Annotated in this window: 17 protein-coding genes; 13 read left to right on the top strand and 4 right to left on the bottom strand. The window is 70.8% G+C overall.

Features of this window, described 5'->3' with window-relative positions; translation table 11 throughout:
* Nucleotides 1-5: 5 nt before the first annotated feature.
* A complete protein-coding gene (locus tag ACFV1L_RS26275; RefSeq protein ID WP_380370040.1) occupies nucleotides 6-764 on the bottom strand; it encodes a hypothetical protein in 759 nt (252 codons plus the stop codon).
* Nucleotides 764-2,146, bottom strand: coding sequence for a type VII secretion protein EccE (gene eccE / locus ACFV1L_RS26270; protein ID WP_380370037.1), 1,383 nt, complete (start codon nucleotides 2,144-2,146; stop codon nucleotides 764-766). Before eccE ends, ACFV1L_RS26275 begins: the two co-directional genes overlap by 1 nt.
* 256 nt (nucleotides 2,147-2,402) lie before the next feature.
* On the opposite strand from eccE, the gene eccB reads away from it, so the two are divergent.
* From eccB to mycP, 4 genes are all read left to right on the top strand, one after another.
* A complete protein-coding gene (eccB, locus tag ACFV1L_RS26265; protein ID WP_380370035.1) occupies nucleotides 2,403-3,977 on the top strand; it encodes a type VII secretion protein EccB in 1,575 nt (524 codons plus the stop codon).
* A 181-nt stretch (nucleotides 3,978-4,158) separates the two neighbouring features.
* Nucleotides 4,159-4,461 (top strand): WXG100 family type VII secretion target, encoded by a 303-nt coding sequence (locus ACFV1L_RS26260; protein ID WP_380370033.1) that lies wholly within the window; start codon nucleotides 4,159-4,161, stop codon nucleotides 4,459-4,461.
* 72 nt (nucleotides 4,462-4,533) lie between these two features.
* A complete protein-coding gene (locus ACFV1L_RS26255; RefSeq protein WP_380370032.1) occupies nucleotides 4,534-4,824 on the top strand; it encodes a WXG100 family type VII secretion target in 291 nt (96 codons plus the stop codon).
* Between the two features lie 163 nt (nucleotides 4,825-4,987).
* Complete coding sequence (mycP, locus tag ACFV1L_RS26250) at nucleotides 4,988-6,265, top strand: type VII secretion-associated serine protease mycosin (RefSeq protein WP_380370029.1); 1,278 nt, start codon at nucleotides 4,988-4,990, stop codon at nucleotides 6,263-6,265.
* Nucleotides 6,266-6,374: 109 nt separating this feature from the next.
* On the opposite strand, the gene ACFV1L_RS26245 is transcribed toward mycP, so the two are convergent.
* A complete protein-coding gene (locus ACFV1L_RS26245; protein ID WP_380370027.1) occupies nucleotides 6,375-7,784 on the bottom strand; it encodes an APC family permease in 1,410 nt (469 codons plus the stop codon).
* Nucleotides 7,785-8,252: 468 nt separating this feature from the next.
* The gene (gene eccCa, locus ACFV1L_RS26240; RefSeq protein ID WP_380370025.1) at nucleotides 8,253-12,212 is read right to left on the bottom strand and encodes a type VII secretion protein EccCa; all 3,960 of its coding nucleotides are present in this window, start codon (nucleotides 12,210-12,212) and stop codon (nucleotides 8,253-8,255) included.
* A gap of 514 nt (nucleotides 12,213-12,726) precedes the next feature.
* On the opposite strand from eccCa, the gene eccD reads away from it, so the two are divergent.
* The 9 genes from eccD to ACFV1L_RS26195 all read left to right on the top strand — a co-directional run bounded on the left by eccD (nucleotide 12,727) and on the right by ACFV1L_RS26195 (nucleotide 23,753).
* A complete protein-coding gene (gene eccD / locus ACFV1L_RS26235; RefSeq protein ID WP_380370023.1) occupies nucleotides 12,727-14,193 on the top strand; it encodes a type VII secretion integral membrane protein EccD in 1,467 nt (488 codons plus the stop codon).
* 88 nt (nucleotides 14,194-14,281) lie between these two features.
* On the top strand, nucleotides 14,282-14,572 hold the full coding sequence (gene rpsO / locus ACFV1L_RS26230) for a 30S ribosomal protein S15 (protein WP_030462697.1): 291 nt from the start codon (nucleotides 14,282-14,284) through the stop codon (nucleotides 14,570-14,572).
* 376 nt (nucleotides 14,573-14,948) lie between these two features.
* Nucleotides 14,949-17,159 carry a polyribonucleotide nucleotidyltransferase gene (locus tag ACFV1L_RS26225; RefSeq protein ID WP_380370020.1) on the top strand — a complete coding sequence of 737 codons (2,211 nt, stop codon included), beginning with the start codon at nucleotides 14,949-14,951 and terminating at the stop codon, nucleotides 17,157-17,159.
* Between the two features lie 113 nt (nucleotides 17,160-17,272).
* On the top strand, nucleotides 17,273-18,628 hold the full coding sequence (locus ACFV1L_RS26220) for a M16 family metallopeptidase (protein WP_380370017.1): 1,356 nt from the start codon (nucleotides 17,273-17,275) through the stop codon (nucleotides 18,626-18,628).
* A gap of 22 nt (nucleotides 18,629-18,650) precedes the next feature.
* Entirely contained in the window at nucleotides 18,651-19,397 is a 747-nt protein-coding gene (dapB, locus tag ACFV1L_RS26215; protein ID WP_380370014.1) for a 4-hydroxy-tetrahydrodipicolinate reductase, read from the top strand.
* Between the two features lies 1 nt (nucleotide 19,398).
* Nucleotides 19,399-19,860: a hypothetical protein gene (locus tag ACFV1L_RS26210; protein ID WP_380370012.1), complete on the top strand. Its 462-nt coding sequence runs from the start codon at nucleotides 19,399-19,401 to the stop codon at nucleotides 19,858-19,860.
* A gap of 34 nt (nucleotides 19,861-19,894) precedes the next feature.
* Entirely contained in the window at nucleotides 19,895-20,680 is a 786-nt protein-coding gene (gene thyX, locus ACFV1L_RS26205; protein WP_035866708.1) for an FAD-dependent thymidylate synthase, read from the top strand.
* A 316-nt stretch (nucleotides 20,681-20,996) separates the two neighbouring features.
* The gene (dapA, locus tag ACFV1L_RS26200) at nucleotides 20,997-21,896 is read left to right on the top strand and encodes a 4-hydroxy-tetrahydrodipicolinate synthase (RefSeq protein WP_380370010.1); all 900 of its coding nucleotides are present in this window, start codon (nucleotides 20,997-20,999) and stop codon (nucleotides 21,894-21,896) included.
* Nucleotides 21,897-22,067: 171 nt separating this feature from the next.
* Nucleotides 22,068-23,753, top strand: coding sequence for a ribonuclease J (locus ACFV1L_RS26195; protein ID WP_380370007.1), 1,686 nt, complete (start codon nucleotides 22,068-22,070; stop codon nucleotides 23,751-23,753).
* Nucleotides 23,754-24,061: the final 308 nt, after the last annotated feature.

Below are 24,061 nucleotides of genomic sequence, written 5' to 3'. Positions count from 1 at the left end.
CCTCGTCAGTCCATGCGGCGCGGGCCGCCCAGCACCTGGGTCTCGGCCTCGCCCGGATTGGTCATCACGTACTGGCGCCGCATCCGGGTCGCCCACAGGGTGATGTGGTCCGGCAGCGTGGGCAGCGCGCTGACGTCGCCCGGAGCGAGCGACAGCAACCGGCCCACCAGCTCCGACTCCTGCGGCGACACCCGCTGAAGGCCGATCAGGTCGGCGGCGTTCAGCACCCGGCTCGCGTTCGGACCGAGGTACGGCAGCACGGTCAGCGTGGTCTGCCACGGCGACGCCGACAGCCGGCTGCGCGAGGGGCGCGCACCCAGGTCGCGAACCACCAGGACGGGTGACGCCACCGACGCGCCCTGCGCGCCCAGGCGACCCACCTGGTGCACCGTCACGCACGGCTGCCCGCCGCCCGCGGCCTGCGCCATCGGCGCCCACGCCTGCGGACGGCCGGTCTCCACCGCGATCCGGGCGCCGGTCGCGGCGGCGCGCAGCGCGATCAGCTGCGCCGTCCACATGCCGCCGACCAGCACCACGTCGTACTGGGTGGGCCGGAACAGGCCGATCACGGCGGGCTGCTGCTGCTGGTCGAGGCCGATCACCACGCCGTCGTCGCCGACCGGGAAGGACAGCGCCGACAGGTCCTCGACGGTCAGCACGTGCTTCTCCCGGCGCGGGCCGCGCAGGCCGAAGCCGGGACGGACCCGGACCCGGCGCTGCTCGGTCGGCTGCGGGGCCTGGCCGGAGTAGGTCTGGTAGGCCATCAGGAAGTCCCCCCCAGGGGCAGCGTGGCGAGCAGGCCCGGGGCGTGCTCCAGGTCGAGCCGGGTCATCGAGGTGCCGGCGTGCTGGGCGCGGGACTCCACCAGGCGGCCCACCTGGGCGACCTCGCTCTCGTTGCGGCCGGTCAGCCGCAGGTGCCCGCTGAGCGCCACCGAGCCGCCCATCGCGCGGGTCGCGGTGACCGAGAAGGTGGAGGCGAACGCCGGGGTGCTGGTGAGCTGGTTGACCAGGTCCGGGGCGGCGACCCGGCCGCCGCCGGCGCCCGGCCGGGACAGTTCGGGCCACTTGGAGATCCAGTAGGTGGTGTGCCAGCGGTCGTCGATCCGGCAGAACTTCGCGGACTCCTGGGCCCGGCGCACGCCGACCCCGCCGCCGCCGGAGCCCTGCCGGCCCGCGACCGCGACCGGGTTGGCGCACACCGAGATGGCCAGCGCCGCGATCAGCTCCCGCTCGTCCAGGACGGTGGCGGTGAAGCCGGCGCTGTTCAGCCGGCCGGCGAGCTGGTCGGTGACCCGCTGGAGGGCCTTGCGGGCGCCCTCCTCGCCGCCGCCGCGGGCCAGCACGGCGGTGGAGGCGCGCTCCGGGTCGAGCTTGACGGCGATCCAGGTCAGCCGCAGCGCCGGGGTGTTCACTCCTCCGGGTGCCTGCTGGTAGGCGCGCGCGGCCAGCGAGTGCTCCGGCAGGTGCGGCGCGGGCGCCGGCTGGGTGTGCTGGATCAGCTGCACCGACTCCAGCGGGATGTCGTCGACCTGGAGGACCGAGCAGATCAGGTCCAGCGGCAGCGCGGAGGTGGCCCGGCCGGGGCGCAGCGGCTGGTCCTTGGACTGCACCAGCAGCACCGAGGTGAAGAAGGTGCCGTCGCCGACCATGCCGGTCTCGCGGCGCAGCGGACGGCCGTCGCCGAGGTCGGTCTCGATGGCGTGGGTGCAGGTGCGCAGGGCCGGCTCCAGCTCCATCACCGGCGCCAGCGCCGGGTCGGTGCCGGGCGGCGGGACGTTGTACTTGGCTTCCCGGCGACGGGAGTTGTAGGCGGAGCGGACGCTCATCGCCTCGCCCATGGTGCGGCCGCCGAGGCGCAGCAGGGCGACCACGACGAGCACCACGGCGGGCACCGCGAAGACCGCGGCCATCAGCTTGTTGATCGACCAGCCGACGGCCACCAGTGCGACGGCGACCTCGAGTTGGACGATTTGCTTGAGTTCGAGCCGGCGGGCGAGCAGCCCGGGCCTGGGCAGCAGCCGCAGGGCGACCGGGCCGGTGGGCACCGGGGCCGGGGCGGTGCGGGCCCGCCGGCCGCCCTGGGCGTCCGGCCTCCGACCGTGCGAGGTGGAGCGTCGTCGTGCTGGAGCGGACTGGCTTGGCATCCCCCGAATTGCCCTCTCTGCTTCAGATGTGCCGTCAGATCCCCGTGCGGCTGCGGCCGGAAGGGGCCGTCGGCCGCGGGCCGGGTCGGCGGCCCGGATGGCGGACCGTCGGAGCCTACCCGTTACCGTACTCACCGTCTGCTGCCGCATCGTAGAGGGTTGACCGTTCCGGACGCCCGTCGGGTGGCAGACTCACGCACAGCACAAGCGCGTTGACACCCGCAGGTCGGGTCACACAGGGGAGACGGGGACGAGCATGGCATCACGCCGGGACGAGCTGAACGCCTACACCTTCGCCCGGAAGCGGATGGTCGGGGCCTTCCTGCAGCCGGGGGGCGGCGGCAACGACGAGGACGCGCCGCGTCCGATCCGGGCGGTGCTGCCGAGCTTCGTGATCGGGGCCGTGATCGTGGCGGGCTTCGGCATGTGGGGCGTCATCAAGCCGAGTGCGCCGCCGAACTGGGACAACGGCAAGTTCATCCTGCAGGGCAAGTCCTCGACCACGCGCTACGTGATCCTGCCGGACCCGACGAACGGCAACAAGCCGACCCTGCACCAGGTGCTGAACATGTCCTCGGCCCGGCTGGTGCTGTCCGAGGGCGCGACCGTGCAGACCGTCGCCGACGACGTGCTGGACAAGTACCCGCGGCGCGGCGCCGCCATCGGAATCCCGTACGCCCCGGACAAGCTGCCCAAGGGCGACGACGCGGGCACCACCAAGCTGTGGTCGGTGTGCGACAAGAAGGGCCAGGACAACCTGCCCTCCACGATCGCCCAGTCGGTGTTCGTCGCGGCCGGTGCGGACGTCAAGACCCTGCAGGCGCCGGACCGGATGCTCGGCGACGGGCAGTCGCTGTTCGTGCAGCAGCCGGACCTGCCGGGCCGTCCCGGCTCGATGTACCTGGTGGACAACCGCGGCGTGAAGCACGCGGTCGGCGTGCTCGACACCAGCGACACCGACCGCAGGTCGCTGGTGACCGCGCTGTTCGGCTCGGACGCGGTGCCGCAGCGGGTCACCAACGAGTGGCTGGACACCCTGGAGAACGGCGACCCGGTGGAGTTCCCCCGGATCGAGGGCATCGCCGCCAAGCGGCCCGCCAACTCCGGCCTCGAACTGTCGCAGCCCGAGGAGAAGAAGGTCGGCCGGGTGATGAAGTTCCAGGACAACACCTTCTACGCGGTCGGCGCCTCGAAGCTGTACCAGATCACCGAGTTCCAGGCGAACCTGATGCTGAACGACCCGAACGTCCAGGAGGCGGCGTACGGCGGCCCGCCGGCCATGGGCGACCTGGGCGCGGGCGACATCAGCAAGCTCCAGTCGAAGATCAGCAAGGAGCTGATGGAGCGCTCCAAGAACCTGCCGACCCAGAAGTCCCCGGCGGTCAACGTGACCGGCAAGACGCCCCGCACGGTGATCTGCTCGACCTTCACCGGCTACGAGAACAACCAGATCAAGCGCACCGTGTGGGCCAGCACCGCCTACCCGGCGGACATCGCCACCGACTCGGTCAGCGCGCACGTGACGCCCGGTCACGGCCTGCTGTACCGCGCGCTGGACGGCAACGGGGGCGACGACGGCTCCGGCAGCGACTTCCTGATCACCGACTCCGGCCTGCGCTACTCGCTGCCCGCCAACAGCGACGGCGGCAACGGCGGTGCGAGCGCCAGCCCCAACCCGCAGGGCGGCGAGAAGAAGGGTACGAACGAGTCACAGGTGCGCCTGGGCTACAAGTCCGTCAACCCGCAGAAGGTGCCGATCGTCTGGTCGAAGCTGGTGCCGGCCGGTCCGGTGCTCAACACGAACACTGCACTTCAGGCCCAGAACGCCTGACGGATCGTCAACGGCGGTGCGGCGGTTCAGTGTCATGGTCTGGTAACTACCCGCTACCCGGTGTTGGGTCTGTCGCACTTGGCCGTTACAGTGCTGGAGAGCACCACACCAAGTGGTGCCCGTACGGGCGTTCGCCACAGGGGCGTCCGGACGAAGTCTGTCTCATGGGGGACGGTGGATCATGGCAGGTCAGTTCACGACGACCGCGGAGGAAATGACCGCGTTCGCTAACCGCATCGGCGAGGTCAACCAGCAGGTGCAGAGCGAGATCGGTCGCCTCAACAACCTGGTCTCCGAGATCGCTTCCGGCTGGAAGGGCGCGGCTGCGACCGCGTACCAGCAGATGCAGGAGCGCTTCAACGAGGACGCCAACGCGCTGAACAAGGTGCTCGACGAGATCCGGCAGGCCATCGAGGCGACCACCAAGCTCTACTCGATGACCGAAGAAGAGCAGCGTGCCGCGGTCGGTGGCATCTCCGGCTGACGCCGGAACCGGTAACCGTCACACGCGCCCTCGCGGGGGCGCACTGTGCATCCATCGACAAGGAGACAAATCATGTCCGGACAGATTCTCGTCAACTTCCAGACGATCCTGAACGCGAGCTCGGAGGTCCGCCAGACCGCCTCTCGCATCCAGTCGCAGCTGGACGACCTCAAGTCGGGCGTGCAGCGCATCGCCTCCTCCTGGGAGGGCGCGGCCCAGCAGGGCTACCAGGCCCGCCAGGCCCAGTGGGACGCCAAGGCCGCCGACCTGCAGCAGGTGCTCGGCCAGATCGCCGGCGCGCTGGACAACGCCGCGCAGAGCTACCAGAACACCGAGAAGCAGAACGAGGGTCTCTGGAGCTGAGGCTCCCGAACCGGGACTCTGCGCGGTAGCGCTCTTCTTCAGGGCGGGCGTCCCACGGGGCGCCCGCCCTTCGCGCGTGGCACGGGGCACGCGCCGAACACGGGTGGAAGCAATGAGGGGTGGACTTCAGGTGTCGTCAGGATCGTTGCGCCGGACCGGTGCGGTGCTGCTGGTTCTCGGGGTGGTCGGCACTGCCGCCGCGGCGCCCGCCTACGCCGAGCCCTCGCCCGCGGCCTCCGGAGGGGCCTACCGGGCCCCGGTGGCCATCGCCGCGGCCGGTGACTGCACCTTCCCCTCCAAGGACGTCCCGGCCAAGCCCTGGGCCCTCCAGCGGGTCTTCCTGGACGAGCTGTGGGGCACCGGCGAGAAGGTGCCGCACAGCGGACAGAACGTCAAGGTCGCCGTGATCGACACCGGCGTGGACGACAGCAACCCGCAGCTGAAGGGCAAGGTGACGGCCGGTCCGGACCTGCTCGGCGACGCGCAGCAGAAGGCCGGCCAGCAGCGGCCGGAGGGCGGCAGCACGACCGACAAGGTCGGCCACGGCACCAAGGTCGCCGGCATCATCGCGGCCTCGCCGCGGGACGGCTCCGGCTTCGTCGGCCTGGCCAAGGACGCGACGATCATCTCGATCCGGCAGAACGACTCCGAGGGCCACGGCAGCGTCAGCACGCTGATCGACGCCATCAACAAGGCCGTCGACATGGGCGCCGGCGTCATCAACATCTCGCAGGACGTCCGGGTCGAGATCGACCCGAGCAAGCCCGCCGACGCCGTGCCGTTCGCCGAGGAGCCGGACCTGAAGCGGGCGTTGGACCGCGCCGAGGCGGCCAAGGTGGTGGTGGTCGCCTCCTCCGGCAACGACGGCGCCGAGGGCCCCACCTACCCGGCGTACTACGACACCGTGCTGGCCGTGGGCGCGTCCGACCGGAACAACGAGCGGGCCACCTTCTCGCAGTACGGCGACTTCGTCGACGTGGTCGCCCCGGGCGTCGACATGCTCTCCACCGTCCCGGCCGGCGGGCAGTGCACCGACAACGGCACCAGCTTCTCCGCGCCCTACGTGTCCGGTCTGGCGGCGGTGCTCAAGGGCATGCACGGCGACTGGACCCCGCAGCAGATCCGCACCGTGATCGAGCAGACCGCGCAGCGCACCGAGCACGGCCGCAACAAGTGGATCGGCTGGGGCGTGGTCGACCCGGTCAAGGCGGTCACCTACCCGACCGTGCCGGGCCCGAAGGAGCTGCCGCACCCGGACGCCCCGACCAAGCTGGACACCGCCCCGCTGGTCGCGCAGCCGCTCGGCCTGGCCGAGACGCAGGCCGACCGGGACCGGAAGACCGGCACCTTCGTGCTCGGCGTGGGCGCCCTGCTGGTGGCCGGCCTGGCCGGCGGCGCGATCGTCACCCGCGACCTGGGCCGCCGCCGCAACCAGGGCTGACGGCCCGTCGGCAGCCCTTCCGCAGGCTCGTGCGGCCGGCCCCGGAAAGGGGTCGGCCCCGCCGGTCGGGGGGAACCGGCGGGGCCGAGCGGAGAGCGGTCTGCGGGGGTCAGACCCGCTCGTCCTCGGGGAGGGTGATCACCCAGCGGGTCTCCTGGCGGGGACGCAGGTAGAACGCCCAGTACAGGCTGGCGGCGACGGTGATGCCCAGGGTCCACAGCAGGGCGGTGACGTCCAGCTGGGTCAGCGTGTAGCCGAGCACCACGATCACCAGGACGGGCAGCGCGGGCCACAGCGGCTGGCGCCAGGCCGGGGCGTGCTTGTGCTCGCCGCGGCGGGAGAACAGCGCGCCGACCGCGACCAGCAGGTACAGCGCGGCGACCGCGACACCGGTGATGTTCATCAGCAGGTTCTGCGGAACGAAGCAGAGCACCGCGCCGGGGATGCCGACCGCCAGGGTGGAGATCCACGGGGCGCTGAACTTGTTGAGGGTGCCGAAGGCCTTGTTCACCGGCTCCGGCCAGGCCTTGTCACGGCCGGACGCGAACAGCACCCGGGAGTTCTGGATGACCATCACGATGCCGGCGTTGATGATCGCCAGCGCGATGCAGAGGCTGATGAAGGTGCCGACGCCGGTGTTGCTCCAGCCGATCACCAGCTGCGAGATGTTGCCCTCGGTCAGTGCGGACAGGTCCGGCGCGCCCAGGGTGATGGCGGCCACCGGGATCACGATGATGGCGACCGACAGGCCCAGCGTCCACAGCACGGTGCGGGCCACGTTCTTGCGCGGGTTCTCCAGCTCCTCGGAGAGGTAGATCGCGGTGGAGAAGCCCTGGGTGACGAACAGGGCGGTGCCCATCGCGGCCAGGATCGCCGCGAAGCCCACTCCGCTGGAGCCGCCGGCCGCGTCCGCGACCGCGCCGTGCACCAGGTTGCTCGCGCCGCGCTCGGTGTGCGCGAAGCCGAGGAAGGACACCACGGCGCAGGCGATGACCTCCAGCACCAGGAAGATGCCGGTGATCCAGGCGTTGGCCCGCAGGTCCAGCAGACCGGCGACGGTGGCCGCGATCATCACCACGGCGCCGGCGATCTTCGGGTCGATGTGGACGATCGGTTCCAGGTAGTCGGCGGTGCCCATGGCGATCAGTGAGGGCACGATCATCACGACGATCAGCGACTGGATGAACACCAGCCAGCCCGCGAACTTGCCCGCCAGGGTGCCGACCATCGCGTACTCGCCGCCCGCCGAGGGCACCAGGGTGCCGAGCTCGGAGTAGCAGAACGCCACGGCGATGCAGATCACCGAGCCGATGGCGATGGCCATCAGGGTGAAGGTGCCGAGGTCCGCGAACAGGTCGGGAACGAGCACGAAGAGCGAGGACGCGGGGGTCACGCAGGACAGCGTGAGCAGGGTGCCGCCCACGACGCCGAGCGATCGGGCGAGCTTCTTCGGGGCGTCCGCGCCGGTGGCGGCGCCCGTGGAGGGCGCGGCTGCCTGCGGGGGAAGCGTGTCGGTCATGGGGGCATCCGATCGACTGTGCGGTGAGGGGAGGGGAGCGGTATCGCCTCCGAAACACGTTCTCGCGGGTCTGGTTCTGCATCGCTCCCGATGCGCCAGGTTGCCTGGGTGAAAAGGCCCCGTCAACGCGCGATCGGCTGCGGAATCCGTTGTCGTAACCGGCCCTTTCCTGCGGAACGCAGCTGTCCGGCGGGTGGGACACATGTTTCAGCGGTGTCAACTCCGGTGAACTGCGCTTGAATCGAAGGTGAAGTGATCTGCGCAACTCCGATTCAAAGGCCCTGCCCGGGGGTGGGTTTGCGGCCCGAAAAGCCAGGTCGTTGGGCGTTCCGGGTGCGGGAATCGAAGGTGGGGGCCGAAAAACGGAAGATAACGTTATGGCACCGTTCACACCCCGGGATGCCGAAGGGCCGGATCCCTTTCGGAACCCGGCCCCATCGGTCACGGTGCGTGAACTGCGCCCCGCGGCTACTGCTGGATCGGCAGCCAACCCGTCTGCACCGTCTGACCCGCCTGGATCCGGCGGGAGACGAACACGGCACGACCCGGCGGCAGCGGCTGCGGCTTGACCGTGCCCAGCAGCGCGCCCTCGCCCTTGTCACCGGACATCACGAGGCCCTGGCCGCCCAGCTCGCGCATGCGCTGCATCACCGGCTCGAACAGCGAGCGGCCGGCGCCGCCCGCGTTGCGGGCGATGATCAGACGCAGACCGATGTCGCGCGCGAACGGCAGGAACTCCGCCAGCGGCGCCATCGGGTTGCCCGACTGGGTGGCGACCAGCTCGTAGTCGTCCACGATCACGAACATGTCCTTGCCGCTGTACCAGCTGCGGTTGCGCAGCTGCTCCGGCGTGACGTCCGGACCGGGCAGACGACGCGAGCAGGCCCCGCGCAGCATCTCCACGATCGCCGACATGGCGGGCGCGGCGGCCGCGTACTCCACCAGGTACTCCGGCGGAACGACGCCCAGCAGCGAGCGGCGGAAGTCGCCGACCACGATGCCGGCCTGCTCCGGGGTGTACCGCTCGGTGATCTGCTTGATCAGCATGCGCAGCATCGCCGACTTGCCGGACTCGCTCTCGCCGAAGACGACGAACAGCGGGTCGGTCTCGAAGTTGACGAACACCGGCGCCAGCTCGACCTCGTCGACACCGAACGCGACACCCAGCTCCGGGTGCTCGAAGCCCTTGGGCAGCGAGTTCCCGTCCAGCACCGGCGGCAGCATGCGCACCTGCGGGGCGCGCGGGCCGGTCCAGGCCGCGTTGATCTGGGCGACCATGTCGGCGACGCCGTCCACCAGGTCCTCGGTGGAGCTGGAGCCGTCGATCCGGGGCAGGCCCGACAGGAAGTGCAGCTGCTCGTGGGTCAGACCGCGACCCGGGATCGCCGGCACGTTCGCGGCGACCTTGCGGGCGATCTCCGACTCCATGGAGTCACCGAGCTTCAGCTCCACGCGGTTCTGCAGCTGGTCCTTCAGCGCCGGGCGGACCTCGGCGTAGCGGGCCGCGGTGATCACCACGTGGATGCCGTAGCCGAGACCGCGCAGCGCGATGTCGGCGATGACCGGCTCCAGGACCTCGAACTCCTGCTTGAAGGTCAGCCAGCCGTCGATGAACAGGAACACGTCGCCGAACTGCTCGTCCGGCAGCTGGCCGTTCGCCCGGCGGGTGCGGTAGGTGGCGATGGTGTCGATGCCCTGGGAGCGGAACAGCTCCTCACGGCGGTTGAGCACCCCGTGCACCTCGCTGACCATGCGGCGGACCTTCTCGACGTCCAGTCGGCCCGCCACGCCGCCGACGTGCGGCAGGTCGGCCAGCGAGCCGAAACCGCCACCGCCGAAGTCGAGCAGGTAGAACTGCGTCTCCACCGGCGTGTGGGTGACCGAGAAGCCCGCCACGATGGTGCGCACCATGGTGGACTTGCCGGACCGCGGACCGCCGACGATCATGCCGTGGCCGGCCGCGCCCGAGTAGTCCAGGTACATCACGTCGCGGCGCTGGTCGCGCGGCTTGTCGACGATGCCGACCGGGACGATCAGGTTGCCCTGGCGGATCGACGCCGGGGTCAGACCGCGCTCCGGGCTGACCTGCAGCGGCTCCAGCAGGCTGTCCACCGACGGCGGCGCCTCCAGCGGGGGCAGCCACACCTGGTGGGCCGGCGGGCCCTGGCCGATCATCCGCTGGACGAACACGTCGAGCATGGTGTCCAGCAGCGCGTCGTCCTTCTCCTCCTCCTCCGTCGGATCGGGAAGGATCTCCTCCACCTCGGGCTCGACGACCTCGACCTCGGCGGCGGTGAACAGCACCGGCTGGGCGGTGATGACCCGCCCGCCGACCGCGCGCTGCTGGCCCGGCGGACGGTACTTGCCGGACACGTACGCGGCCCGGAAGCGCTCCATCACGTCGGAGCCGAACTTGAGGTAGCCCACGCCGGGGATCGGCGGCAGGTGGTACGCGTCCGGCACGCCGATCGCGGCCCGCGACTCGGCGGCCGAGAAGGTGCGCAGACCCAGGCGGTAGGACAGGAAGGTGTCCAGGCCGCGGAGCTTGCCCTCCTCCAGTCGCTGCGAGGCGAGCAGCATGTGCATGCCGAGCGAACGGCCGATGCGGCCGATCTGGATGAACAGGTCGATGAAGTCCGGCTTCGCGGTGAGCAGCTCGGAGAACTCGTCGATGATCATCAGCAGCGAGGGCAGCGGGTCGAGCGGCGCACCCGCGGTGCGGGCCCGCTCGTACTCGTTGATGTTCGCGTAGTTGCCCGCCGCGCGGAGCAGCTCCTGACGGCGGTTCATCTCGCCCTCGATCGCGTCGCGCATGCGGTCGATCAGGGTCGCTTCGCCCTCGAGGTTGGTGATCACGGCCGCGGTGTGCGGCATCTCCGCCATGCCGGCGAAGGTCGCACCACCCTTGAAGTCCGCGAGGACCAGGTTCAGCACCTCGGAGGAGTGGGTGACCGCCAGCGCCAGCACGATGGTGCGCAGCACCTCGGACTTGCCGGAACCGGTCGCGCCGACGCACATGCCGTGCGGGCCCATGCCCTCCAGCGAGGCTTCCTTGATGTCCAGCCAGACGTACTCGCCGTTGCTGCCGACGCCCAGCGGGACGCGCAGCTTCTCGCGGATCGGCTTGGGACGCCAGTGCCGGGCCGGGTCGAAGGAGCCCGGGTCGCCGGTGTGCATCATCTCGGTGAAGTCCATCGAGACCAGCGACGGGTCGCTGTCGTCGCCGCCCGCGGACGCCCGGAACGGCGCCAACTGCCGCGACAGCGCCTCGGCCTGCCACCCCGACAGGCTGTCGGGGGTGCCCGGGTAGCTCGCCCCGGACGCGGCCTCCAGCAGCAGGTCGTTCTTGCCGACGGTGATCACCAGGTGTCCGTTCGGCTCGTCCAGGTCACCCGGGACGACCTCGATCACGGTGACGCCCTGGACGCCCTCGGGACCGGCGATCACCGAGTCGACCGGCACCGAGGCGCCGTCCATGATGATCACCAGGTGCGGCTGGTCCGCGCTCGGCGTGCTGTCCCGGGAGAAGCCCTTGCGGCCGGCCAGCTCGTTGGCCAGCAGCTCCTCCAACTCGCCCAGCCCGGAGGCGATCAGACGGCGCGAACCGGCGCCGTCGCTCTCCTTGCGGTGCTGGGTGTGCGGCAGCCACTTCGCCCACTCCCACTCCTCCACCGCGCCGGGCGCGGCGGCCACCCCGATCATCAGGTCCTCGGGGGAGTGCAGGGTCGCCAACTGGGCCACCATCGCCCGGACGTTGCCGTACACCGAGTCCGGGTCGCCGCACACCGTGATGTGGTAGAAGGCGCGCAGCGAGACCGCCAACGGCAGGTCCTGCAGCGTGCCGTGGGTCTTGATGAAGGTGCCCATCGCCTCGGCGGCGAGCGGCTCCAACTCGTCCATCGGCGCGGTCTGCGGCGCCACCAGCGGCGTCGACAGCTGCAGCGGGCCGAGGCCCACCCGGATCTGCGCGAAGTCCGGATCGGTCGGACGGCGCTCCCACAGCCGGCGGCCCTCGGCCACGATCGACCACAGCTGGTCCGGCTCCGGGTGGGTGAACAGCAGCGCACCGCGCTGCCGTTCGGCCGTGCGACGCACCTCGCGGCGCTTCTGCTGCAGGTACTTCAGGTAGTCGCGGCGCTCGTCCGAGGTCGCCGCGTTACCGCCCTTGCGCGCCTTGACGATCTGCGCCACCGCCATCGCGGCGGTCGACGCGACCATCAGGACACCCATCATCTTCATCGGGCCCTGCGCGCCCGGAGAGAAGAAGAACGCCGCCGAACCGCCCATGCCGAGCAGCGGCAGCAGCGACATCATCCAGTCCTCGCCGCCGCCCCGCGGCAGCTCCGGCGGCGGAACCAGCTCGACCGGTTCCTCCGACACCGGAGGCGGGAACGCCCGCGGCGGGCGCTTGACCGTCACCGTACTCATGCGATCACCCCGCCCCCAGCGGCAGCCGCAGCGCGCGACTCCCCGTCGTCAACGGTGCGCCCTCCCCGGGCACAGGGTCGGGGGCACCCCCATCGCTCGCTCACAATCCGCCCTCACGCATCTGGATACGTACGGTGAGGGCGCCCCGTGTGATGACGCCGCCCCCGCTCCGCCGAACCGCAGGCGCGCCGGGGCTGTCGCGTCTTCGATCGCCGCCCCCGTACGCCGTGCGCAGGGGCCGATCCTACTGCGCACGCCAAGCCGTTCGTCCACGGGGTCGCCCACCCCGCAGGGTACTGACCCGGCGTCAACACACAACCCCCGGCGCACCTGCGCACCGCCTCCATCCCCGCACGCCGCCCCCGCACCGTCCACGCCCCCGCCGCAGTGCACCCTTGCCAGGAGGGGGTAAGGTGTCGCCGCGCCAACTCTCGTTCGGGCCGTGACAGTTCCGGAACCCCGTCGACGAGTGGTCAGCAGACTTGCCGACTAGCCAACGAGGGGGAGAGGGCCGGTGAGCACAAACGCTACGACCGGTTTCTGCCGGGTCACCGTGGTGGCACCGGACAGCCGGATCGACGTCGCCCTGCCGGAGGACGTCCCGCTCGCGGACATCTACCCGGAGGTGCTTCGGCTCTCCGGGCAGACCCAGGTGGACGGGACACCGACCGGCTTCCATCTGGTGCGCCGGGACGGCACCGTGCTCGACAGCGGCCTGCCGCTGGCGGCCCAGCAGGTCCGCGACGGAGACCTGCTGAGCCTGCGTCCGTTCTCCGAGTCGCTGCCGCCGGCCGTCTACGACGACGTCGCCGACGCCATCGCCTCCGCGGTCGAGGCGGACCGCCGGTTCTGGAGCCCCGACCTGATGCGGGCCTTCGGCCTGATCGCCGGCGCGGTGCTGCTCACCCTGCTGGCCTTCGCGCTGTGGTTCTCCGACCTGCGGCACAACATGTTCGGCCTGCCCGGCATCCTGTCCGGCGTCACCGCCGTCGTGCTGGTGACCTTCTCGGCCGTCCGCGCCCGGGTCTACGACGACCACGTCGCCGCGCTCGCGCTCGGCCTCGGCGCGCTGCCGCACGCCATGCTGGCCGGCTCCGGCATCATCGACGTCCCGAACGTCGGCGACGGCCCCGGCCGCCTCCAGTTCCTGGTCGGCTGCGTCACCGTGCTGGTCGTCTCGGTCCTGCTGGTGGGCCTGCTGCCGGAGAAGGACTCGGTGTTCGTCGCCGCCGCCTTCGTGGCCGCCGCCGGCACCCTGGCCACCTTCGCCGCCGTGCTGATGTCCGGCACCGCGATCACCGACATCGCCGCCGTCACCGGCGTCGCCGCGGTCGCCGCGGTCGGCTTCCTGCCCGCGCTGTCCGCCCGGTTCGCCCGCCTGCCCGTCGGCTTCAGCGCCCCCGGCCAGACCCGCACCCGCGGCACCGCCTACGGCGAGGAGAACGCCGGCACCGAGACCGTCCAGTACGAGCGGATCGCCGCCCAGGCCCGCCGCGGCCACGAGGTGCTGGTCGGCCTGGTCGGCGGCGCCGCCACCACCATCGTCGGCGCCTGCACCGTGCTCGGCTTCAGCGACCGCACCTGGGCCGAACTGCTGGCCCTGGCCATCGGCGTCTCGACCATGCTGCGCGCCCGGCTGTTCCGCTACACCGCCCAGGTGTTCGCGCTCACCATCGCCGGCCTGGCCGGCCTGGCGCTGCTGATCCTCGGCCTCGCCCTGCACACCCCGCTGCACCTGGCGATCGCCGCGGCCACGCCCGGCAGCGGCAGCGGCGACCTGCGCACCGTGTGGCTGTCCGCGTCCATCGCGGCCGGCGCCGCGATCATGACCGCGATCGCGCTGATCGTCCCGCGCTCCGGAGTCTCCCCGTTCTGGGGCCGCATCCTGGACATGGTCGACAGCCTGATGCTGATCGCCCTGGTGCCGCTGGCGCTGGCCGTGCTCAACATCTACAACGTGGTGCGCGGCGCGACCGGCTGAGCCGCGCTGCTATCGTTGATCCGTCCGAGTCTTGTCAGGTCCTGTGCTTCCGACCAGGACCACTCGGCAGAAACCGAAGGAGATGCCCGTGGCCCTCGCCGCTGACGTCAAGAAGCAGATCATCGCCGAGTTCGGCCAGAAGGAGGGCGACACCGGCTCTCCCGAGGTCCAGGTGGCCATGCTCTCCCGCCGCATCTCGGACCTGACCGAGCACCTGAAGTTCCACAAGCACGACCACCACTCGCGTCGTGGCCTGCTGATCCTGGTCGGCCAGCGCCGCCGCCTGCTGCAGTACCTGGCCAAGAAGGACATCGAGCGCTTCCGTACCCTGGTGGACCGCCTCGGCATCCGCCGCGGTGCCGCCGGCGGCGCCCGCTGACACCGCTCGCAGGGGCGGCTCCCCTCACCGGGGGAGCCGCCCCTCGGCGCTTTCCGCGCCACCCCGCGACCACGCCCCGCGAACGGGCCGGCCGTAAAGCCGCGCTCGATAGGGTGTGAATTTGTAAGGTAAAGGGCATGCCCGCCCTTGCGGGCCGACAAGGCTTCAAACGGAAGCCGCCCGCACCACAGGAGCGTCCATCCGCCGACGCCGCCGCACGCCGAAAGGCGCCGGTCCTCGGTAGTGGCCGCCGGAACCCCCGACACGCGGGGACGGAACCGGTGGCTTCGATCGAAGACCGGCCCAACTGCCCGGGCCACGGCAGGCAAGCGCAGGGGCGCTCCTGAGGAGACGTACGAAAGAGGAGATCTTCCAGGTGGAAGAGAACGTTTTCTACGCCGAGGCCGTCATCGACAACGGCAGCTTCGGCACCCGCACCATCCGCTTCGAGACCGGCCGCCTGGCCCGTCAGGCCGCCGGCTCCGCCGTGGCCTACCTGGACGACGACACCATGGTGCTGTCGGCCACCAGCGCCTCGAAGCAGCCCAAGGAGCACTTCGACTTCTTCCCCCTGACGGTGGACGTCGAGGAGCGGATGTACGCCGCCGGCCGCATCCCCGGCTCGTTCTTCCGCCGTGAGGGCCGGCCGTCCGAGGACGCGATCCTCACCTGCCGCCTGATCGACCGCCCGCTGCGCCCGTCCTTCGTCAAGGGCCTGCGCAACGAGGTCCAGGTCGTCGTCACGGTCATGGCGCTCAACCCCGACCACCTGTACGACGTGGTGGCCATCAACGCGGCCTCCGCCTCCACCCAGCTGGCCGGCCTGCCGTTCTCCGGCCCGATCGGCGGCGTCCGCGTCGCGCTGATCAACGGCCAGTGGGTGGCCTTCCCGACCCACTCCGAGCTGGAGTCGGCCGTCTTCGACATGGTCGTCGCCGGTCGCGTCCTGCCGGACGGCGACGTCGCGATCATGATGGTCGAGGCCGAGGCCACCGACAAGACCATCAAGCTGGTCGAGGGCGGCGCCGACGCCCCCACCGAAGAGGTCGTCGCGGCCGGCCTGGAGGCCGCCAAGCCGTTCATCAAGGTGCTGTGCGCCGCCCAGGTGCAGCTCGCCAAGCAGGCCGCCAAGCCGACCGGCGAGTTCCCGCGCTTCCTGGAGTACCAGGACGACGTGCTGGCCGCGCTGACCTCCGCCGTCAAGGACGAGCTCGCCAAGGCGCTGACCATCGCCGGCAAGCAGGAGCGCCAGAACGAGCTGGACCGCATCAAGGCCGTCGCCGCCGACAAGCTCCTCCCGGAGTTCGAGGGCCGCGAGAAGGAGATCAGCGCCGCCTACAACGCGCTGACCAAGAAGATCGTCCGCGAGCGCGTCATCAAGGACAAGGTCCGCATCGACGGCCGCGGCGTCACCGACATCCGCACCCTGGCCGCCGAGGTCGAGGCCATCCCGCGGGTGCACGGCTCGGCCCTGTTCGAGCGCGGCGAGACCCAGATCCTGGGCGTCACCACGCTGAACATGCTGCGCATGGAGCAGCAGCTCGACACGCTCTCCCCGGAGACCCGTCGCCGCTACATGCACAACTACAACTTCCCGCCGTACTCGGTCGGCGAGACCGGCCGCGTCGGTTCGCCGAAGCGCCGCGAGATCGGCCACGGCGCCCTCGCCGAGCGCGCCCTGATCCCGGTCCTGCCGACCCGCGAGGAGTTCCCCTACGCGATCCGCCAGGTCTCCGAGGCGCTGGGCTCCAACGGCTCCACCTCGATGGGCTCGGTCTGCGCGTCCACCATGTCGCTGCTGAACGCCGGTGTGCCGCTGAAGGCCCCGGTCGCCGGCATCGCCATGGGCCTGATCTCGCAGGAGATCGACGGTGAGACCCACTACGTGACCCTCACCGACATCCTCGGCGCCGAGGACGCGTACGGCGACATGGACTTCAAGGTCGCCGGTACCCGCAACTTCATCACCGCGCTGCAGCTGGACACCAAGCTCGACGGCATCCCGGCCTCCGTGCTGGCCGCCGCGCTGAAGCAGGCCCGCGACGCCCGCCTGCACATCCTCGACGTCATGAACGAGGCCATCGACTCGCCCGACGAGATGTCCCCGAACGCGCCGCGGATCATCACCATCAAGATCCCGGTGGACAAGATCGGCGAGGTCATCGGCCCCAAGGGCAAGATGATCAACCAGATCCAGGAGGACACCGGCGCCGAGATCACCATCGAGGACGACGGCACCATCTACATCGGTGCCGCCGACGGCCCGGCCGCCGAGGCCGCCCGCTCGACGATCAACCAGATCGCCAACCCGACCATGCCGGAGGTCGGCGAGCGCTACCTGGGCACCGTGGTGAAGACCACCACCTTCGGCGCCTTCGTCTCGCTCATGCCGGGCAAGGACGGTCTGCTGCACATCTCGCAGATCCGCAAGCTGGCCGGCGGCAAGCGCGTCGAGAACGTCGAGGACGTGCTCGGCGTCGGCACCAAGGTGCAGGTCGAGATCGCCGAGATCGACCCGCGCGGCAAGCTGTCGCTGATCCCCGTCATCGAGGGCGAGGAGGGCGGCGAGGCCGCCGCCTCCGAGTGACACCCCGGTAACACCCCGCGGCCCGCACGCCCCATCCGGCGCGTGCGGGCCGCGCCCTGTTCGTGAAGTTCGTTGAAGCTCCACTCGTGAAGCAGTAGCTGGAAGGAACACCCGTGGCCCAGGCCTCGGCGGCGAAGCAGCGCCCCGGCACCACCCGGACCCTGCTCAAGGGCACCGAAGGCGGCGCGGGCACCGTCCGCCGCACCGTGCTCCCCGGCGGCCTGCGGGTCGTCACCGAGACCCTCCCGACGGTGCGCAGCGCCACCTTCGGCATCTGGGTCGGCGTCGGCTCCCGGGACGAGACCCCGGTCCTCAACGGCGCCACGCACTACCTGGAGCACCTGCTCTTCAAGGGCACCGCCCGGCGCGACGCCCTGGAGATCTCCGCCGCGCTGGACGCGGTCGGCGGCGAGATGAACGCCTTCACCGCCAAGGAGAACACCTGCTACTACGCGCGGGTCCTGGACACCGACCTGCCGCTGGCCATCGACGTGGTCTGCGACATGCTCACCGGCTCGCTGATCCGCCCCGAGGACGTGGAGTCCGAGCGCGGCGTCATCCTCGAAGAGATGGCGATGGCCGAGGACGACCCGGGCGACGTGGTGCACGACCTGTTCGCCAAGGTGATCTTCGGGACCGGGCCGCTCGGCCGTCCGATCCTGGGCACCCAGGAGACCGTCTCCGGGCTGAGCCGCGACCAGATCGCCGGCTTCTACCACCGCCGCTACAAGCCGGAGAACCTGGTGGTCGCGGCGGCCGGCAACCTCGACCACGCCAAGGTGGTCAAGCTGGTCGAGAAGGCCTTCGCGCCGGTGCTGGCCAAGTCCGCCGGCCACCCCGCCGAGGTCCGCCGCGGCGTCAAGGCGGTCCGCACCTCCGGCCGGGCCGCCGTCCTCAACCGGCCCACCGAGCAGGCGCACCTGGTCCTCGGCGTCCCCGGCATCCCGCGCCACGACGAGCGCCGCTGGGCGCTGGGCGTGCTCAACGCCGCCCTCGGCGGCGGCATGAGCTCCCGGCTGTTCCAGGAGGTCCGGGAGAAGCGCGGCCTGGCGTACTCCGTGTACTCCTACTCCACCTCGTACGCCGACACCGGACTGTTCGGCATCTACGCCGGCTGCCAGCCCAAGCGGGTCGAGGAAGTGCTGAAGATCTGCCGCGAGGAGCTCGCCCGGGTCGTCGAGGAAGGCATCACCGAGGACGAGCTGCGCCGCGCGATCGGCCAGCTCTCCGGCTCCACCGTGCTCGGCATGGAGGACACCGGCTCGCTGATGAACCGCATCGGCAAGGCCGAACTCTCCTACGGCCACCACCTGTCGGTGGACGAGATGCTGCAGAAGATGGCCGACGTCACCCTGGACGACGTGCACGCCGTCGCCCGTGATGTGCTGGGGGCGCACCGGCCCTCGCTCGCGCTGATCGGCCCGATCAACGACCGGCGGGCCGCCAAGCTCGCCGACCTGCTCGCCTGACCCGCCCGAGAGGACAACTGACATGACGCTGCGCGTCGCCGTGATCGGCGCCAAGGGCCGGATCGGCTCCGAGGCCGTCAAGGCCGTCGAGGCCGCCGACGGCCTGGAGCTGGTGGCCGCCCTCGGCCGGGACTCGAAGCTCACCGAACTCACCGACGCCGGGGTCGACGTCGCCGTCGAACTCACCCACCCCGACTCGGTGATGGGCAACCTCGACTACTGCCTGACCCACGGCATCCACGTGGTCACCGGCACCACCGGCTGGACCGAGGAGCGCCTGGAGACGGTGCGCGGCCTGCTCGCCGCGGCCCCCGAGCTGGGCCTGCTGATCGCCCCGAACTTCTCCATCGGCGCGATCCTCGGCATGAAGTTCTCCCAGCTGGCCGCCAAGTACTTCGAGTCCGTCGAGGTGGTCGAGCTCCACCACGACCGCAAGGCCGACGCCCCGTCCGGCACCGCCACCCGCACCGCGCAGCTGATCGCCGCCGCCCGCGCCGAGGCCGGCCTGCCGCCGCAGCAGGACCCGACCACGCACAGCCTGCCCGGCGCCCGCGGCGCCGACGTGGACGGCGTCCCGGTGCACGCGGTGCGGCTGCGCGGCCTGCTCGCCCACCAGCAGGTGATGTTCGGCGACACCGGCGAGACCCTGACGATCCGTCACGACTCGATGCACCACAGCAGCTTCATGCCCGGCATCCTGCTCGGCGTGCGGAAGATCGCCGACCACCCGGGCCTGACCTTCGGCCTGGAACACTTCCTGGACCTGTGACATGACCTCTCGCACCGGCTTCTTCGTCCTCTCCGGCGTCCTGCTGCTGGTCAGCGTCGTCTGCGTCGGCGAGGGCGTCCAGCTCGTCGCCACCGGCAAGCCGCTCGGCATCGGCATCGGCGTGTGCGCCTTCGTCATCCCGCTGATCGGCGTCTGGTTCCTGCGCCAGACCGTCCGCTTCGGCCGGGCCAGCGAGCGGCTGGCCCGCGAGCTGGAGGCCGAGGGCGGCCTGCCCGTCGACGAGCTGAAGCGCACCGGCGGCGGCCGGATCGACCGCGCCTCCGCCGACGCCGTGTTCGCCCGCCGCAAGGCCGAGGCCGAGGCCGGCCCCACCGACTGGCGGAACTTCTTCCGGCTCGCCGTCGCCTACGCGGACGCCGGCGACGTCCCGCGCGCCCGCAAGGCCATGCAGCACGCGATCAAGCTGCACGACCAGGACGCCGCGGCCACCGCCGTAAACTGACCCGTACCGCCCCCAACAGCCAGGAACATCACCCATGCGCGCAGTCGAACCCCAGGTCCACCTGATCGCCCGCCCCGAGCTCGACTACGACGAGGTCGCGGCCTACCTGCAGGACGTCGGCGGCGAGAGCTGGCTGGAGCGCGTCGACCGCGGCGACCTGGACGACGCCCAGAACCTCGCCGAGTTCGCCGGCCGGATCTGCTACCGCTCGTGGAAGCCGGGCCTCAACCCGAACGTCACCAAGGTCCGCACCGATCAGGACGTCTACCTGAAGAACATCCTGGCCAGCGCGCACGGCTCGGTCCTGGAGCACGTCTCCTTCACCTTCGTCCTGCACAACGTCAGCCGCGTGGTCACCCACGAGCTGGTCCGCCACCGGGCCGGCGTCGCCGTCTCCCAGGAGTCGCTGCGCTTCGTCCGCCTCGACGACATCCCGTTCTGGTTCCCCGAGTGGGCCCAGCAGGACGAGGAGCTGATGGGCCGCGCCACCGGCCTGATGCAGCAGATCGAGGAGTTCCAGCACTGGATGGCCGACCACTTCGGGCTGGACGAGGAGGGCGTGAAGTTCCACGAGAAGAAGGAGAAGACCTCCTTCATGCGCCGCTTCGCCCCCGAGGGCCTCGCCACCGGCCTGGTCTGGACCGCGAACGTGCGCACGCTGCGCCACGTCATCGAGAACCGCACCGCGCCGGGCGCCGAGGAGGAGATCCGGCTGCTGTTCGGCAAGATCGGCGAGCTGATGGTCAAGGAGGCCCCGTCGCTGTTCGGCGACTACACCGTCGAGGACGGCGCCTGGGTCCCCGGCTGGCGCAAGGTCTGACCTGCGGGCCCCGGGCCGGGACCTGACGGACCGTCGGATCCCGGCCCGCGGCGCTCACCCGTGCGGCCCGTCCCGGACGGCGCCCGATCCGGCCGCTGACCTGCGCCGACGGGCAGATGGCCGGACCGTCCGGCATGTCTGGATTGCGGCATTCTCGGCCGCTCCATACGCTCAGGACACGGATTCCGGTGCTGCGTGAACCCCCGAGCGCGCAGCACCGGAATCCCATGTCGGGCCCGGCCCCCGGCCCTTCGGACTGTCCAAACCCTGGACCTGCGTGGCTACCGACCACCGCCCTACGAGTAGTTTTGGACCCATGGCTCCGACCTCCACACCGCAGACGCCCTTCGGCCGGGTCCTGACCGCGATGGTCACCCCGTTCACCGCCGACGGCGCCCTCGACCTCGACGGCGCGCAGCGCCTCGCCGCCCACCTGGTGGACTCCGGAAACGACGGCCTGGTGCTCAACGGCACCACCGGCGAGTCGCCCACCACCACCGATGCGGAGAAGGCCCAGCTGGTCCGGGCCGTGGTCGAGGCGGTCGGAGACCGCGCCCACGTCATCACCGGTGTCGGCACCAACGACACCCACCACAGCATCGAACTCGCCCGCCAGGCGCTGGCCGCCGGCGCGCACGGCCTGCTCGCGGTGACCCCGTACTACAGCAAGCCGCCGCAGGAGGGCCTCTACCGGCACACCGTGGCCGTCGCCGACGCCACCGACCTGCCGGTCATGCTGTACGACATCCCCGGCCGCGCCGCCGTCGCCCTCGAACACGACACCCTGGTCCGCCTCGGCGAGCACCCCCGGATCGTCGCCAACAAGGACGCCAAGGGCGACGTCGCCGCGGCCTCCCGGGCGATCGCCGACTCCGGCCTCGCCTGGTACTCCGGCGACGACAACCTGACCCTGCCGCTGCTCTCGGTCGGAGCCGTCGGCGTGGTCAGCGTGGTCGGCCACGTCGTCGCCGCCGAGATGCGCGCCATGATCGAGGCGTTCGTCGCCGGCGACCACGCCAAGGCGCTCGCCGTCCACCAGACCCTGCTGCCGGTGTACGCCGGAATGTTCCGCACCCAGGGAGTGATCCTCTCCAAGGCGGCGTTGAACCTGCAGGGACACCCGGCCGGCCCGCTCCGGCTGCCCCTGGTCCCCGCCACGGACGCGGAGATCGCCCGGTTGAGGGAGGATCTCGCCGCCGGCGGGGTACACCTGTAATCAACAACAGACGTGCGCGCCCCCGGCTCGCCGGACCCGACCGGGTCCGCCGCTGGACCGGGACCGACGGCGCGCGGCAATCGGCAGTCAGGTAACCACGATGGACGCACGCCATATGTCACCGGGGGACGAACCCCCCGGGCATATGGCGTGCGTCGTGAGGAGAGTCTTTTGAGCCACCCGCACCCCGAACTCGGCGCTCCCCCCGCTCTCAAGGAGGGCGCCCTCCGCATCACCCCGCTCGGCGGACTCGGCGAGATCGGCCGCAACATGACGGTCCTCGAGTACGGCGACCGCATCCTGATCATCGACTGCGGCGTGCTCTTCCCCGAGGACGAGCAGCCCGGCGTCGACCTGATCCTCCCCGACTTCAGCTACATCCGGGACCGCCTCGACAAGGTCGACGGCATCGTCCTGACCCACGGCCACGAGGACCACATCGGCGCCGTCCCGTACCTCCTCCGGGAGAACCCGGACATCCCGCTGATCGGCTCCAAGCTCACCCTCGCCCTGATCGAGGCCAAGCTCGCCGAGCACCGCATCCGCCCCTACGTGCTGGAGGTCGCCGAGGGCGACCGCGAGCGGATCGGCCCGTTCGACTGCCAGTTCATCGCGGTCAACCACTCCATCCCCGACGCCCTGGCCGTCGCCGTCCGCACCCCCGCGGGCATGGTCGTCGCCACCGGCGACTTCAAGATGGACCAGCTCCCGCTGGACGGCCGGCTCACCGACCTGCCGACCTTCGCCAAGCTGGCCGAGGAGGGCATGGACCTGCTGCTGGTGGACTCCACCAACGCCGAGGTCCCCGGCTTCATCCCGCACGAGCGCGACATCTCCGCCGCGCTGCGCAACGTCTTCGCCAACGCGGACAAGCGCATCATCGTCGCGTCCTTCGCCAGCCACGTGCACCGCATCCAGCAGGTCCTGGACGCCGCGCACGAGTACAAGCGCAAGGTCGCCTTCGTCGGCCGCTCGATGGTCCGCAACATGGGCATCGCCCGCGACCTCGGCTACCTGAAGGTCCCCGGCAACCTGATCGTCGACGTCAAGACCCTCGACGACCTCCCCGACAAGGAGGTGGTGCTGATCTGCACCGGCTCCCAGGGCGAGCCGATGGCCGCGCTGTCCCGGATGGCCAACCGCGACCACCAGATCCGCATCGTCGAGGGCGACACCGTCGTCCTCGCCTCCTCGCTGATCCCCGGCAACGAGAACGCCGTCTACCGGGTCATCAACGGCCTCACCCGCTGGGGCGCCAAGGTCGTCCACAAGGGCAACGCCAAGGTGCACGTCTCCGGGCACGCCTCGGCCGGCGAGCTGCTGTACTTCTTCAACATCTGCAAGCCGAAGAACCTGATGCCGGTCCACGGCGAATGGCGGCACCTGCGCGCCGCCGCCGACCTCGGCATCGCCACCGGCGTCCCGCGCAACCGCGTGGTCATCGCCGAGGACGGCGTCTGCGTCGACCTCGACAAGGGCGTCGCCCGGATCGCCGGAAAGGTCCAGGCCGGCTACGTGTACGTGGACGGCTCGTCCGTCGGCGACATCACCGAGGCTTCGCTCAAGGACCGCCGGATCCTCGGTGAAGAGGGCTTCATCTCGGTCTTCGTGGTGGTCGACTCCACCAACGGCAAGATCGTCAGCGGCCCGACCATCCAGGCCCGCGGCTCCGGCATCGACGACAGCGCGTTCGTGCCCATCGCCGGCAAGCTGGAGGAAGCCCTCACCCGCTCCGCCGGGGAGGGCGTGCTGGAGGTCCGCCAGGTCCAGCAGCTGGTCCGCCGGACCATCGGCAAGTGGGTCGCCGACAACTACCGGCGCCGCCCGATGATCCTCCCGGTCGTCGTCGAGGTCTGACCGACCTGATTTGACCTGGGGCAGCCCGGTGCGTAACGTTTTCCGGGTTGCCCCACGGTCGTGCGGCTTCGCTCCAGGACTCGAATTCGTTCGAATGGGGCGGGGAAAACAGGCCGAAAAACTCTGATAGAGTTCGGGAGCGCCGAAAGGCGAAAGCGAATCGGATCGAAACTCCGGAAAACGGAGCGGAAAACATCTGATAAGCTGGAAACGCGAAAGAACGAAGCGCCCGGAGGGTTCGCAGGAATGCGGCTCGAAGGAAGCGTCCGTTCCTTGAGAACTCAACAGCGTGCCAAAAGTCAACGCCA

The sequence above is a fragment of the Kitasatospora sp. NPDC059646 genome, from assembly GCF_042734615.1.
In the GTDB taxonomy this organism is placed as follows: Bacteria; Actinomycetota; Actinomycetes; order Streptomycetales; family Streptomycetaceae; genus Kitasatospora.
This window is presented reverse-complemented; position numbering and strand designations above follow the sequence as displayed.

What these genes read in the sequence shown, in the direction of transcription:
- ACFV1L_RS26275 (WP_380370040.1), bottom strand. Translation starts at nt 764, where the DNA reads ATGGCCTACCAGACCTACTCCGGCCAGGCCCCGCAGCCGACCGAGCAG.
- eccE (WP_380370037.1), bottom strand. Translation starts at nt 2,146, where the DNA reads ATGCCAAGCCAGTCCGCTCCAGCACGACGACGCTCCACCTCGCACGGT.
- eccB (WP_380370035.1), top strand. Translation starts at nt 2,403, where the DNA reads ATGGCATCACGCCGGGACGAGCTGAACGCCTACACCTTCGCCCGGAAG.
- ACFV1L_RS26260 (WP_380370033.1), top strand. Translation starts at nt 4,159, where the DNA reads ATGGCAGGTCAGTTCACGACGACCGCGGAGGAAATGACCGCGTTCGCT.
- ACFV1L_RS26255 (WP_380370032.1), top strand. Translation starts at nt 4,534, where the DNA reads ATGTCCGGACAGATTCTCGTCAACTTCCAGACGATCCTGAACGCGAGC.
- ACFV1L_RS26245 (WP_380370027.1), bottom strand. Translation starts at nt 7,784, where the DNA reads ATGACCGACACGCTTCCCCCGCAGGCAGCCGCGCCCTCCACGGGCGCC.
- eccCa (WP_380370025.1), bottom strand. Translation starts at nt 12,212, where the DNA reads ATGAGTACGGTGACGGTCAAGCGCCCGCCGCGGGCGTTCCCGCCTCCG.
- dapB (WP_380370014.1), top strand. Translation starts at nt 18,651, where the DNA reads ATGACGCTGCGCGTCGCCGTGATCGGCGCCAAGGGCCGGATCGGCTCC.
- ACFV1L_RS26210 (WP_380370012.1), top strand. Translation starts at nt 19,399, where the DNA reads ATGACCTCTCGCACCGGCTTCTTCGTCCTCTCCGGCGTCCTGCTGCTG.
- thyX (WP_035866708.1), top strand. Translation starts at nt 19,895, where the DNA reads ATGCGCGCAGTCGAACCCCAGGTCCACCTGATCGCCCGCCCCGAGCTC.
- dapA (WP_380370010.1), top strand. Translation starts at nt 20,997, where the DNA reads ATGGCTCCGACCTCCACACCGCAGACGCCCTTCGGCCGGGTCCTGACC.